Raw genomic sequence first — 14,463 nt, forward strand, 5'->3', positions numbered from 1 at the left:
GCTCCAGGTTAGACGTCCAGCGACGCCAGGGCCAGTTGGCGGAAGGCCTCGCTGCGGGCCAGCACCGCGCCCACATCCACCGCTCCCGGGTCCCCGCCGCGCGAGCCCGCGTCCAGCTGCGCCAGCACGCGCCCCGCCGCCAGCGACGCCGGCATCGCGCGCCAGGCCGCCACCGCCGCGGACTCCCATGCCAGCGCCACGCCGGGGCGGGTGAGCTCCACGCCCTGGTCGCCCAGCGCCAGCGCCAGCGCGCACAGCCAGCCCAGCTCCACCGCGCCGAAGCAGCCCAGCGCGCCCGCGCCCAGCACCAGCGCGTCCCGCGACGTGAGGTACGCCTCCACGCCGCCCCGCGGATCCACGGCCACGCGCACGTGCTCCGCGCCCAGCGACGTGAGCACCGGCTTCAGCGCGACGTACACCCGCGCCAGGCTCTGGTCCGTCACCGGCACCAGGCCCTCCGGCTCCGGGTGCTGGAAGTCCTGCGTGGGACGGTCCAGCCGGGACACCGGCGCGCGCGGCGCGGGGGCGTCGCTCCCCACCAGCGCGGCGCCGATGCCGTCCGTGCGCTCGGCCTCCGCGCGGCCCAGGGCGCGCAGCGCTTCCGCGTACAGCGTCCAGCCATCCACGTCCGGCCACTTCTCGCGCAGGAGCGCGGGCCAGAAGCGCACCGCGAGCACGGCGCCGTCCGGGGTCGGAGAGAAGCGCTCGGTCACCCACCGCGTCAGCGCGGGCGTGAGCTGGGCTCCGTCCGCGAGCCGTTCGGCCAGGCGCACCGCGGGGCCCACCAGCTGCGCGTCCAGGTAGCCGCGCAGGATGACTTCCAGCTCCGCGGGTTCATTCGTGAGGCGCTCGCGCAGCCGCAGCGCTTCGCCCACCAAGCCCCGCGCCTCGGCGAAGCGCACGCGGCGGGCGAGCCGCTCGTCCGTGTCCGGGAGCTGCTCCAGCTGCGCGGCGGCGTCGGCCCAGCGCTGCTGGGCTTCGTAGGCGTCCGACAGCCGCTCGCGGTACGGCGTCCACGCGTCGGGCCCCGCGAGCTTCGCCAGGGTGTCCGCCAGCGCGAGGAACACCGTGGACTCGCGCGCCTCGTCCACCAGCGCGAGCAGGGCGCGCACGGCGGCGAGGCTGTCCGCGTCATCGGAGAGGGCTTCCTCGAAGGCCTCGCGCGCCTCGGCGGGCTGCGCCAGGGGGCCCTGGAGGAGCTCCCCGCGCTCCAGGTGCAGCAGCGCGCGCGCCTTCGCGTCCGCCGTGTCCTGCGCGATGAGCGCCAGCGTGCGCTCCGCGGCCTCCAGGTGCTCCAGCTTGCGCTCCAGGGCGTACCGCTCGCGCAGCAGCTCCGCGCGGCGCGCGGGCCAGCCGTCCGCCGCGAAGGCCAGCGACTCCAGGCGCGCGGGCTCCGGCAGCGCGCGCACGCGGACGAGCACCGCCTCGGCCAGCGACTCGGGCTCCAGCCCCAGCTCCGGCAGCAGCAGCATCAGGCGCGCGGCGAGGCCGGGCTCCGGGCTCAGCTCTTCCAGGGCGCGGAGGCGCGCGATGGCCGTGGCCGGGCGGGCGCGCAGCACCTCGTCGCGCAGGGACACGGCGAAGGCCGCGTCGCGGTCCTGGGACAGGGCCGCCAGCTCCAGCAGGCCTTCCCATTCCGCGTCCTCGCGCAGGCCGTCCGCCAGCGCGGCCGCGTGCGCCGGATCCGCGTCCGGCATCGCGACCAGGGCCCAGAGGGCCACGCGCTCACGGGGGGCGTCCCCCGCCTGCGCGGCCATGGCCAGCGCGTCGGTGTACTCCCCCGCGGCCATGGCGGGCGCGAAGCCCACGTCCAGGGCGCGCGCGAAGGCGCCCAGGCGGCCGAAGCGCTCGGCCAGCTCCGCCGGGGAGAGCATGTCCGGCGCGTCGGTGGCGATGCGCTCGATGACCTCCAGCGCCTCGCCCATCTCGCCCGCCTTCTCCCAGAGGCCCGCGGCCTCCAGCAGCAGCGGCGGACGCTCCTCCGGGGCGGCGAGCCGCGCCGCCTGCAACAGCGCGCGGGCCGCGCGGGGCGCGTCTCCCGAGGCGCGGTGCAGGTGCGCGACCAGCAGCGCGGCGCGCAGGTCCGGCTCGGTGGAGACGGCGGCCTTCGCGGCCTTGAGCGCATCCTCCAGCAGGCCGGCCTTCTCGAAGGCGCGCGCGGCGGCCACCAGCAGCGACACCCGCTGTTCGCCGGACGCGAGCTCCGCGCGGGCCACGCGCACCTCCGCGCGGCGCGCGTGCGCATCCCCCAGCAGCGGCTCCAGCGTCTCCAGCGCGTCGGCGTAACCCGCGCCGGAAGCGCCTCGCGCCACCACGGCCTCCAGTGCGTCGCGGGCGGCCTCCTCGCGGCCCGCGTCCTTCGCCAGCCCCGCGAACTCCAGCCGCAGCACGGCCGCGTCGTCCGCGTCCTCCGTGAGGGGGATCAGCCGCTCCAGCGCGGCGAGCAGCCCTTCCAGCTCCTTGCGAGCGCGCAGGCCGTCCACCAGCGCGCGCAGGGCCGCCGGGCTGCCTGGATCCGCCTCCGCCGCGCGCCGCGTGAGGGACCACGCCGTGTCCGCGTCCGACAGCGACTCGTGGGCCAGGGACGCGGCGGCGAGCAGCAGCTCGGCGGCGCGCGCACCGCCCGCGGCCTCCGCGCCTGCTTCGTAGATGTCCAGCAGGTCCCCGTGGCGGCCCAGGGCGCGCAGGCCCTCCACCGCCCGGTCGATGACGCCCGCGTCCGCGGGACGCAGCCGCGCCAGGGGCACCAGCGCGTCGATGGATTCTCGCGGGTCCTCGAAGAGGTCGGCCGCGCGGCGCAGCAGCACCTCCTCCGTCGCCGTGTCCCGCGCGCGCCGTGCGAGCTGCAGCGAGGCCCGGTACAGGCCCGGGCCATTGCCCGTGCGCGCATGGACCTCCGCGAGCAGCGACAGCGCCTCACCGCCGCGCTCGCCCTCCGGCTCCAGCGACACCACCGCCTCGAAGGCGTCCGCCGCGTCGTGGAACGCCCCCGACGCGAGCGACGCGTGGCCCAGGCGCAGCCACGTGCGCACGCGCACCGGGACCGGCAGCGTGTCTCCGCCCAGCGCCAGCACCCGGCGGTCGTAGGGCTGCGCGGCCGCGGGGCCTCCGCCCTGGGCGGCGAGCTCGGCGCGGGCGCAGAGCGCCTCCACGTCCCCGTTCGCGCGGCCCAGGTAGTCGTCGAAGGCCTCCGCGGCCTTCAGGGCCTCGCCGGCGTCCAGCAGGCGCTGGGCCCGCTCCCGCAGCAAGGGCAGCGCTTCCGCGGGGGCCACGGCCTCCGCGCGCTGGCCCAGCAGGTCCGCCAGCCGGCGCACGTCTCCGGCCGCGCGCTCGCGCACGTGGTGGAAGGCCTCCGCGTTCGCGGGGTCCAGCTCGAACGCGCGGTCCTCGCACAGGATGGCGCGCTCGCGGGCACCGCCATCGCGGAAGGCGCTCGCGGCGGCGAGGTAGCTCACGGCGGCCTCGGCGGGCGTCTGGCGCTCGGCGCGGCGGAGCATCAGCTCGGCCAGGGACTGGCGCTCGCCGGTCTCCTCCAGGAAGGCGCGGTGGCGCGTGAAGACGGGCTCCCGGAAGGGATCCGCCTCCAGGAGGATGGCGTCGAACTCCGCGGCGTCCGCGGGGCGGCGCACCTGATGGAGCAGCTCCGCCGCCTGCGCGGTCAGGTCCAGGTCGTCCGGCTTCGCGGCGCGCGCGGCGATGAGCGCGGCGGCGGCGGCCTCCGGCTTGTTCGCGCGGTCGCGGTAGAGGACCGCGGCCCGGTACAGCAGCGCCGCGTGACGGTCGACGTCCGTCTCCGCTTCCGCGCACTCCTCGTACCAGGCGGCCAGCTCCGCCAGCCGCCCGTCGCGCTCCAGCAGCTCCGCCAGCAGGCGCTCGGCGTCCGCGAGCCCGCGGTCCTGGCGCAGCGCCTGACGCAGGAAGCCCTCGGCCTTCGGCGCGTCCGCCAGCTCGCCCAGGTTCAGGCGCGCGAGCCGCAGCAGCACCGCCGCGCCCTCCCGCGTGCCCGTCATCCGGGGCAGCCCGCGCTCCCACCAGCGCGCCTCGGCGGCGGCGTCGTCGCGGCGCTCGGCCAGGGCCGCGCCCATGCGGGCGATGTCCAGCTCCGCGGCGAACTCGAAGGCGCGCTCCAGCGAGGCCTCCGCCGCGTTCAGGTCCAGCTTCACGTCGCGCAGCAGCTCCGCGCGACGGCGCTCGCACGCGGCGGCCTCCGCGAGCCGGTCCTCTTCCGCCAGGAGGTCGCGGGCGTTCGCCAGCGAGCGCAGCGCGTCGTCCGCGCGGCCCAGCACCTCCGCGAGCCGGGCCTCCTCGTCGTAGGCCGCGAGCGCCGCGTCCACGTCCCCCGCCTGGAGGCTGAGCGCGGCCACCGGCTGGAGCTCTGCCAGCAGCTCCGACGTGCGGCCCGTCTCGCGGTAGAGCGCGACGAGCCGGCGGCGCAGCGGCAGGGGCTCCTTCGCCATCCTCGCCGCGTGCGACAGCAGCGACGCCGCGATGGCCGCGTCCGCCAGCGCCTCGCGCGCCCGCTCCGCCAGCGACACCAGCCGCGTCACGGTGGCCTCGGACGGCGCCAGCGCGCGCGCGTGGGTGACGCGCACCTCGAAGGCGCCGCGCGGGTCCTCGCGCTCCAGCAGCGCGGCGAGCCGGTCCACCGCGCGCTCGCACAGCGGACGCTCCGCAAGCAGGTGCCGGTACGCGGCCTGCGCGCGCTTCACCTCGCCGGCCTGCTCCGCCAGGTCGCCCAGGCGCAGCGACGTGGCCTCCGCCTCCTCCGGGGCCGCGCGGAAGTCCGCCGCCTGGACCAGGGCCTCCTGCAGCGGCAGGGCTTCGCGCACCGCGCCGCGCAGGTAGAGCAGGTCCGCCAGCGTGGCCAGGTCCTCGCCCTTCGCGGGCACCCGCGCATGGGCGCGACGGGCCAGGGCCAGCGCGCGATCCAGCTCCTGGGCCTGCCGGGCGTACGCGACGCCTTCGCGCAGCAGCGCCGCGGCCTCGGAGGCGTCCGCGTCTTCCGCCGCGGCCTCCAGCAGCCCCGCGGCCTCCAGCAGCTCCCCGCGGCCGGCCACCAGCGACACCAGCCGGCGGCGCACCGCCGCGTCAGCCGGGGTCAGCCGCAGCGCCTGTCGCAGCGCGGCCTCCGCGGGCGCGCTCTGGCCCAGCCGGTCCAGGTAGAGCCCCGCGAGCTCCGAGTACAGCGACGCCGCGACGGCGGGCGCGGCATGGGGTGCTTCGGCGGCGAGCAACTCCGCGAGCCGGGCCCAGTCCTCCAGGTCGCGCAGCACGCGCTGCAACGCGAGCGTGGCCTCCTCGTGGCGCGGCGCCAGCAGGAGCGCGGCCTCCAGGTCGTTCGCGGCGGCCTCGCGCTCGCCCCCGCCTTCCAGCAGCGCGGCGCGCAGGAGGAGCGCCTCCACGCGGCGGGGGATGGGGCCCTGGCGCGCGGCCTCCGCGAGCGCGGCGGCTTCGTCCACGGGCTTGCCATCGCGGCGGGCCAGCTCGGCGAGCGCGAAGAAGGCGTCGCACCGCGCGTCGGCGGGCGGCTCCAGCGCGATACCAGCGCGCAGCGCGTCCCCGGCGGACTCGCGCTCGTCCTTCTCCAGCAGCACGGTGGCCAGGGCCAACAGCCGCTCGCGGGCGCGGGCGCCCAGGGTGGCATCCGCGGCCACCGCGCGGCGCCACGCATCCAGCTCCGCGGGGGCATCCGACGCCTCGCGCGCCAGCTCCGCCAGCATCAGCAGCAGCGGCGCGGGCCGGCGCGACAGCTTCGCGGCCTGGGCGCAGTCGTCCCGCGCGGGCCCCATGCGGCCGGCGCTCCGGTGCAGCGCGGCCCGGCGCGCGAGCAGCTCGGCGCGAGCCTCGCCCGACGCGGCGGACACCAGCGTGCCCAGCAGCTCCAGCCGCTCGGCCTCCTCCTCCGTCGTGCCCGTGCCGGGCGGGGGCAGCAGCTCCAGCAGCGCCTGCGCCGCCCAGGCGTCCTGCGACTCCTCCGCCAACAGGCTGCGCAGCGAATCCGCCGCCGCGCTCGCGCGGCCCAGGGACAGGCACAGCTCCGCCAGCTCGCGGCGGGCCTGACGGCGGGCGTCGCCCGACAGGCGCGGCCACAGCTCCACCAGCAGGTCCGCCAGGGCCTCGCGCGCGCCGGCCTTGCGGTGCAGCGCGGCCAGCTCCAGCCGCGCGTCCAGGTCCTCCGGCGTGCGCGCGCAGAACTCCGCGAGCAGGCGCCGGGCCGCGTCCGTGCGGTTCGCGCGCACGGCGGCGGTGGCGGCCTTGCGCGTGAGGGCCACGCGCTCCGCCTCGCGAGGCGCGTCCACGTCCGCGGGCGGCAGGGCCAGCACCGCCTCGAAGTCCTCCAGGGCGGCGCGGGCATCCGTGGCCAGCCGCAGCTCACCCCGGCGGATGCGCGCGGGCGCGAACGTCGCGTCGCGCTCCAGCGCGTCCGCGAGGAAGGCCTCCTCGCGGCTCGTGCCCGCGGCCAGCAGCGACGCGCGGAAGAGCAGCTTCGCGCCGGCGCGCGCCTCCGGCACCAGCGTGGCCCGCCGCGCGTACAGCCGCGCCGCCTCCAGCTTCTCGCCGCGCTCCAGCTCCAGCTCGGCCAGCGCCTCCAGCACCTCCGCGGCGAGCGGACCCTCGGGGCTGGCCTCCAGCGCGGAGGCCAGCCGCATCAGGGCGGCGGACCGCTCCCCGCGCTCCAGCAGCGCGCGCGCGCTCTGGAAGAACAGCGGCGCGGCTTCCTCCGCCCGGTCCGCGCCCGCCAGGGCCTGCGCGCGCGTGGCCCACAGCTCCGCCAGCGCCTGCGTCTCACCGGCCTCCGTGTAGAGGGCCTCCAGCCGCGTGGCCAGCGCGTCATCCAGCCGGCGCAGCGGGAAGGCCTGCGCATAGGCGGCGATGGCGCCCTCGCGGTCTCCCAACAGCTCGCACGCCCGGCCCAGCCGCGCGCGCACGTCCGCCAGCTTCTCCGGCGCCGCGGTGCGCGGCAGCATCGCCAGCAGCGACTCCAGCGCGCGCCGCGCGTGTTCGGGCCGCTCGCAGCGCAGGCTCAGGTCCGCGAGGTCCAGCAGCACCGCCGCGTCGGGAGCGAGCCGCGCCGCCTTCTCCAGCGCCACCAGCGCGTCGCCCACCCGCCCCAGCCGGGCCTCCAGCACGCCCGCCAGCTCTCGCAGCGCCGCCGCCGCCAGCCGCTTGTCGCCCTGCGCCTCGGCTACGCGCGCGCGGTCCTCCAGCGCGGTCGCGAGCCCCGCCATGTCCGAGCGCTTGCGCTGCAACGCGCACAGCTCCCCCAGCGCGGGCAGGTCGTCCGGCTCCGCGCGCAGCACCTCCTGGAGCGCGTGCACGGCCAGGTCCAGGTCGAAGGCGAGGTCGCGCGCGGCCACCGCGAGGCGGCGGTACTTCTGCGCGCGCTCCTTGGGCTCCGACGTCAGCCGCGCCAGCGACGCGAGGCACCGCGTGAGCTGCGCGCCGTCGCGGCGGGCCTCGGCCAGCGCGAGCAGCGACTCCAGCGCGGGGCGGTGGTCGCCATCCGCCTCCAGCGCCAGCGTGAGCAGCTTGTCGGCCTTGTCCGCCTGCTGGAGCTTGCCGCGGTACAGCTCGCCCGCCTCGGCCCACAGCGCCGCGCGGGCCTTCGGCTCCTCCTTGAGGGCCGCGGCCTTCTCCAGCGCCTCGGCCAGCTCCTGCGAGCGGCCGGTGACGCGGAAGTACGGAAGCAGCTCGTCCAGCGCCACCGCGTCGCGCGGATCCAACGCGAGCGCGGCCTCCAGGTGCTCGCGAGCGCGCGCCGGGTCGCCCAGCTTCGTGCGCGACAGCCGCGCCAGCGCGTGGTGACTCTCGTGCGCGGCGTGGCGGACGCCCTCCGAGCGAGGCGCCGGCCCCGCCAGCTCCAGCGCCTGCTGGTAGCCGCTCAGGGCCTCCTGCAACCGGCCCAGCCCCTCCGCCACGCGCGCGGAGGCGAACAGCGGCTCGGGCTCGCCGGGCAGCAGCGACACCGCCTCGCGGTAGCGCAGCAGCGCGTTCTCCGGCTGCTTCAGGCCCTCTTCCCACACCCGGCCCGCGAGCAGGTCCGCCTGTCCCACGCGGTCCAGCTCGTGGCGCGCCATGGACACTTCGCGCAGCCGGTCCAGCGCCTTCAGCGCGCGCAGATGCTCGCCGCCGCGGTGGCACAGCTCGCCCAGCAGCAGCAGCGCGTCCGGCTGGTCCGGCGACAGGCGCAGCGCGGCCTCGCAGTGCAGCCGGGCCCCCGCGATGTCGTCCTCCGTCTGCGCGCACAACCGCGCCAGGTGCACGTGCGCGTCCGCGGCCTCCAGCGGGTCGCGCGCCAGGGCCGCGAGCCGACGGTACGCCCGCACCGCGCCCGCCCGATCCCGCGCCTGATCCGACGCGCGCGCCAGGGCCTTCAGCGACGGCAGGTGGTCCGGCTTGAGGCCCAGCAGCTCGTGCAGCGCCTTCACCGCCACCTGCGGCGCGGTGTCGCGCGAGGAGCGCGCGGCGGCCTCGGCGGCGAAGAACGCGGCGGCCTCCTCCGACGTGCGGCGGGCCAGCGCGCACAGCGCCAGGTAGCGCTCCGCCGCGCGGGCACCCTCGCCTCGCCGCTCGCGCACCACGGCCTCGCCCCACAGCGCCGCGGGGCTGCGGTCGCGACGGCGCGACAGCGTGGCCGCCACGTCCAGGGCCAGGTCATGCGCCTGCGGATCCGCCACCAGCAGCGCCAGCAGCCGCTCCGCGGCGAAGGGGTGCGCGTCCTGCGCGTCCCCGGCCTGGAGGTAGGCCTGCCGCGCCTCGGCCAGCCGTCCCTGCGCGACCAGCCCTTCCGCGTCCGCGAAGGCCCGGGCACCCTCCAGCGCCAGCATCAGCTCCTCGTCCGGCGCGGCGGGCGGCGGCAGCCCCCCGGCGGCGAAGCGCAGGCGCAGGCCCGTGCTGGACACCTCCGCCGCGGACAGGCGCGCGGTGTCCAGCGTGGGCACCTTGTAGCCACGGCTCAGCGCGGCGCGCTCGCACAGCGCGGGCAGCACGCGCGTGGAGAAGCCGGTGGCGCCGCGCACCTCCACGTCCGGCAACAGGCCCAGCGCGCCCACCGCCTCCGACAGGAGCCCCGGCAGCTGCACCGACGGCGTGGCGGAGAAGCCATACAGGCGCACGTCGTAGACGTAGACGGCCAGCCGGTCCCCGTCCGCGTCGAAGGCGATCTTGAACGTGAACGGCGTGCGCTCCGGCGCGGGCAGCCGGCCCTGGCCCTCCAGGTAGCCGGGGCGGAAGTGCAGCCGCAGCTCCTCCACGCCCGCGAGCCGCCCGGCCAGCTCCGCCACCTTGCGCGTGACGAGGTCCGCGTCGACCGCCAGCTCCAGGAAGCCGAAGAGCAGCTTCTTGCGCTGGTAGCGCGTGGCCCCCGCGCTGACGTTGAACGGGAAGCTGACGTCCGGAATCTGGAGCGCGAAGTCGGAGATGCGCAGCCCGGGCTGGACCTCCAAGGCCGGAAAGCCCACGAACGCGCGCCGATCCAACAGGCGAAGCTCGGGGGCTGCGCCCGCGGCGGGCGCGACGGGCTTGGGGGACTCGCTATCGGTGGCCATCGTCGAAGGGTGGGGAGGCTACCATGACCCCTAAGCCCTGGAATTTTTGGGCAATCCCCCGCTTGGCAGGCAAGCGGCGGGGCGGGATGTACCCAGGGCATTCTGTCTTGGAGGAACGTCATGCGCCCCGAGCGGAAGCCGTGCAAGATGCCGCGTCGTGCTGGCCCCCGACGCACTGGTCCTCGACGGTCGTTTCCGGGTCCTCGGGCCCTTGGGCTCTGGGGGCATGGGCGAGGTGTACCTGGGTGAGCAGGTCTCCCTGGGCCGCAAGGTCGCCATCAAGGTCCTGCACCACGACCTGCACACGCAGGCCGGCATGGCCGAGCGCTTCAAGCGCGAGGCCCGCCTGCTGTCGGCCGTGGAGCACCCGGCGGTGGTGCGCATCGTGGACTTCGGCCAGTCCGGTGACGCCGCGTGTCTGGTGATGGAGTTCGTGGAGGGGCAGAGCCTCCACGACGCGCTCCAGCACGGCCCGCTGGTCGCGCCCCGGGCGCTGGCGCTGCTCCAGCAGCTGGCGGAAGGGCTGGCGGCCATCCACGACAAGGGGATCATCCACCGCGACCTGAAGCCGGAGAACGTCCTCATTTCACCATCCGTCCGGGGCGAGCAGGCGCGCCTGTTGGACTTCGGCATCGCGCGGCTGGTGGAGCCGGACGCGAACAGCGCCCTCAGCCAGGTGGGCGTGGTGCTGGGCACGCCGGAGTACCTGTCCCCGGAGCAGGCCCTGGGCGCGAAGGTGGACACGCGCAGCGACCTGTACTCCTTCGGAGTGCTGGCCTACCGCGTCCTCTCCGGGCGGCTGCCGTTCGACGGGCCGTCGCCGCGCCACTTCCTGTCCCAGCACGCCTCGTCCGCGCCGCTGCCGCTGGAGCGCGCGGCCCCGCAGCTGTCTCGCTACGTGGGGCTGTTGTCGCTGGTGATGCGGCTGCTGGACAAGGACCCGGCGAAGCGGCCCCAGTCGGCGAATGAGCTGGCGGACGCGCTGGGGCTGGCGCACGCGGCGCTGATGGCGTTCACGCCGAGCCAGGGCACGCCCATCGTCCACGCGGCGACGCCCTCCAGTGGGACGGCGGCCTTCGGGGTGAACACGGCGCCAGCGGTCTCCGGCTCGGGGACGTCCGCGTTCGGCGTGGCCCCGGCGCCAGCGGTCTCCGGCTCGGGGACGTCCGCGTTCGGCGTGACCCCGGCGCAGGGAGGAGCGCCCGCGGCGATGGCCCCTCCGGCGCAGCCCCGCACGGGCACGGCGGCGTTCGGCACGGCGGCCCGGGTAACGGGCCCGCTGGGGACGGTGACGGGTGGCGCGGCGGTGGCGAAGGCGCAGAACGTGACGGTGATGCTCACGGACATCCAGGGCTTCACCGAGCGCATGAGCCGGCAGACGCACGAGGAGAACGCGCGGATGCTGGACACGCACGACCGGCTGCTGATGCCGCTGGTGCGCGAGCACGACGGGCGCCTGGTGCAGAAGCGCGGCGACGCGTTGTTGGCCGTCTTCCGGGCCCCTTCCGCCTCCATCCGCTGCGGCATGGCGATGCAGCAGGCGCTGTGGCGCTACAACCAGACGGTGCCGCCCGAGCACGAGCTCCACGTCCGCGTGTGTCTGCACGCGGGCGAGGTGGTGGTGACGAACGACGCGGTGTTTGGCGAGCCGATGGAGGTCGTGAAGGCGGTGGAGCACGTGGCCGCCGCGGGCGAGGTGACGTTCACCGAAGCCGTGAACATGGTGCGCAACCGCGCCGAGGCCCCGGCCGAACCGTGCGGCGCCATTCCCCTGCCCGGCCGCGAGGAGCAGGTGCAGCTCTACCGGGTGACGCGCGCGGCGGAGGGTTCGCCGTTCGGGGCGCGGCTGGGGCAGTCGGAGCCCGGGGCGAAGGGCGCCTCACCGCTGGCCGGCCTGGTCGCGAAGGCACGCGAGGGGCTGGGGACGCTGCGACGGCGCCCGCGGCTGCTGGGTGGCATCGCGGCGGCGACGGCGCTGTTGGTAGCGGGGATCGCCTGGACGGTGCACGCGAATGATCCGCTGGTGCGGGCGCGGGCCCTGCTGAAGCAAGGCAAGGCCGCCGAAGCGCTCCAGCGGTTGAGCGAACCGGACGTGCCCAGGAGCGCCGTGACGACGCGGCTACGCGCGACGGCGAAGCACGCCGTGGGTGCACACAACGAGGAGCACGGCCTGCTCCTGAGCCTGGACAAGGCGGGCCGGGAGGCTCCGGAGATGGAGCTGCTGGACGGGCTGGCGGAGGACTTCGGGGAGAACGAGAAGGACCTCTCCGCGCGCAGGGCCCTGGAGGCCCTTCCCTCCGCCACGGTGCGCTCGCACCTTGAATCTCTGACGCGGGGAGAGCCCTCGTCGAAGCAGTGGGGCGCGCTGCGCTATCTGGACTCCCCCAAGGACAACGCGGGCCTGGACCTCGTGGGCCTCTACGCGGCGGCGCTGGCCTCCGGTGACTGCGGCATCCGCACCAAGGCGGCCCAGCGGCTGATGGCCCTGGGCGACCCCGCCGCCCTGCCCGCCCTCACGCGCGCGGCGGAGGCCCCGCGCGAGAAGCAGCCCGGCGCCAAGGCCTGCAACGCCCAGGCGCTCACCCGCGCCATCGAAGAGCTGAAGAAGAAGTCCGCGCCCTGACGTGGCCCGAGGGACGCACCCGTGTGTCACCCGGGCCACGCCTTCGCGCGGGCCTCCTGCACAGGACTCGGTGGATCCCCGCGCACACGCCTTGCACACGCGCCGGGGCTCTCAGTGCCCCCCTTTCCCCGAGCCCCATGATCTCACTTCGAACCTGCGCCCTCCTGCTCCTCCTCACGGCCAGCGCCACCGCCCACTCCGCCCCCACCGCCTCCCCTGAAGAGTTCGTGCTCGCGAAGGACGTTCGCGTGCGACGCATCGCGCCCGGCGTGTGGCTGCACGTCACGAAGGCCGACAAGAAGTGGGGCGGCACCGCCGCGAACGGGCTCCTCGTGGAGGACGGCGACGCCTCCATCCTCGTCGACACGGGCTGGACGCCCCGTCAGTCCAAGCTCCTGCTCACCTGGGCCCGCGACACGCTCCACCACCCGGTGCGCGCCGCGCTGGTGACGCACTTCCACGTCGACCGGACCGGCGGCATCCCCACGCTGGACGCCCAGGGCATCCCGGTCCACTCGCGCGAGGACACCGCCCGCCGCGCCGCCGCGCAGGGCAACCCCGTCCCCCAACAGCGCCTGTCGGATGCGCAGGACTTCGGGCCGCTGTCGGTGTTCTTCCCCGGCGCGGGCCACACGGCCGACAACCTCGTCGTCCTCCACCCGGCCACGCGCACCCTCTTCGGCGGCTGCTTCATCCGGGACGCCACCGGGAAGGGCATGGGCAACCTGGAGGACGCGGACCTCGCCGCCTGGCCCGCGAGCCTCCAGCGCGAGCGCGCGCACTTCCCTGACGTGCGCATCGTCGTGCCCGGACACGAAAGCCCCGGCGGGCCGGAGCTGCTCGACCACACCGAGGCCCTGCTGCGCGCCGCCTCGCGCTGACCGCCTCAGTCGTCCCGGTGCGCGTGGCCCTTCTTCTTGCCACGCCCCGGGCCGCCCCAGTCATCGTCGTCGTCGTCCCAGTCGCGACCGCCCCGGCCCTTCACCTTCTCGTCCACCTTGAGCAGGTTGCGCGAGTACGCGTCGAAGTCCAGGTGCAGGTGCCCCTTCGCACCCTGGGCGAAGGCTCGCAACTTCACCTTCCACACGTTGTTGCCGGTGAGGTGCGCCTCCTGCAACTCACACCGGTACCCACGCGAACGGCACTGGTCGAACCCGCGCCGCACCGCTTCGTCGTAGCTCATCGCGACGGGACGCGGCGGCGGTGGCCGGGGAGGCGGACGCGAAGGACGCGTCTCCGCCACGATGCATCCGGAAGACAACAGCAGGCTTCCCAAGAGCAGGGACAATCGCATGCGCGGGATGACGCCATACCCGCGCCCGGATTCAAACGGGCGCACGGTATGTCCCTGCGACTGCCGTGAGACTACAAAGCTCCAGGCGAAGCGAACGCGACGAACAGCTCGCCGGCGAGGTACGCGCGCAGGCCCTTGCTCGCGGGCCGGATGAAGTCGTTGAGCAGCGCCCCCGAGTTCTTGCGGTGCACCGTCGGGAACGCCAGGTTCATGCGGCTGCGCGCCACGCCCTTGCCGCCCCGGTGGATGAACGTCACGGTGCCGTCGGGCGCCACGCTCTCCACCACCGCGATGTGCGTCATCCCGTCGTTGCGCTTGCCGTCGCGGTTGCGGTCGTACGTCTCCTTGAAGAACGCCAGGTCGCCGGGACGCGGGTTCAGCCGGTGCACCGCGCCCGCCGCCTGCGCGCGCCGGAAGATGCCCGTCACCGCGTTCTCCCCCGCGAGGAAGCCGTGCGCCACCAGGTCGATGCCCGCCTGCAGGTACGCCAGCCGCACCAGCCCCGAACAGTCGTTGGGCACCGAGCGGTCCAGACGCCGCGCGCCCACCAGCTGCGCCGCGCGGGCCACGATGCCGCGCGCCAGCTTCGACGGCGGCGGCAACAGCTCATCCCAGAATCCTCCCGGCCCCTGCGCCGGCCCGGTGAAGAGCGCCGCGGCCTCCAGCGCCGCCGCGATGACGCCCGCCTCCTCCGGCGCCGCTGGGAGCTCCGCGTCCAGCAGCGCCGCCAGCCCCTCGCTGCCCTCGGGCGTCACGAACGCCAGCGGAGGCGGGGCTTCCGCCTTCACTCCCAGTGCGCCCTCCGCCCCCATCGCCGCGACCCTTGGTGCTTCAAGGGAGGAGGCAGGGGGCGCCACGGAGGCCGGAAGTTCCACCGCCATCCGTGGCGCGGCGTCCGGCACATGCGCGCAACCCACCAGGCAGCCCAGCGACATCAGGATGACGAGCGATGAACGACGCAGCAGCAACAAGTCCTCCAGGGGTGAACGCGGCCGCAT

5 protein-coding genes are annotated in these 14,463 nt (G+C 76.1%); 2 read left to right on the plus strand and 3 right to left on the minus strand.

Going from position 1 to position 14,463, the window contains the following annotated elements; genetic code table 11:
* Positions 1-8: 8 nt before the first annotated feature.
* A complete protein-coding gene (locus GTY96_RS35450; protein WP_161667039.1) occupies positions 9-9,548 on the minus strand; it encodes a flagellar hook-length control protein FliK in 9,540 nt (3,179 codons plus the stop codon).
* Positions 9,549-9,705: 157 nt separating this feature from the next.
* Here GTY96_RS35450 and GTY96_RS35455 point away from each other — a divergent pair, with 157 nt between their 5' ends.
* Together GTY96_RS35455 and blaCOR are read left to right on the plus strand one after the other, a co-directional pair.
* Positions 9,706-12,171, plus strand: a complete 2,466-nt coding sequence (locus GTY96_RS35455; RefSeq protein ID WP_161667040.1) for a protein kinase domain-containing protein — start codon at positions 9,706-9,708, stop codon at positions 12,169-12,171.
* Between the two features lie 137 nt (positions 12,172-12,308).
* Positions 12,309-13,052: a COR family subclass B1 metallo-beta-lactamase gene (blaCOR, locus tag GTY96_RS35460; protein ID WP_161667041.1), complete on the plus strand. Its 744-nt coding sequence runs from the start codon at positions 12,309-12,311 to the stop codon at positions 13,050-13,052.
* Between the two features lie 5 nt (positions 13,053-13,057).
* Here blaCOR and GTY96_RS35465 read toward each other — a convergent pair whose 3' ends face one another.
* Positions 13,058-13,465 (minus strand): hypothetical protein, encoded by a 408-nt coding sequence (locus tag GTY96_RS35465; RefSeq protein ID WP_143902400.1) that lies wholly within the window; start codon positions 13,463-13,465, stop codon positions 13,058-13,060.
* 71 nt (positions 13,466-13,536) lie between these two features.
* Positions 13,537-14,463: a CHAP domain-containing protein gene (locus GTY96_RS38460; protein ID WP_255442233.1), complete on the minus strand. Its 927-nt coding sequence runs from the start codon at positions 14,461-14,463 to the stop codon at positions 13,537-13,539.

It is taken from the genome of Corallococcus silvisoli, assembly GCF_009909145.1.
GTDB lineage: Bacteria > Myxococcota > Myxococcia > Myxococcales > Myxococcaceae > Corallococcus > Corallococcus silvisoli.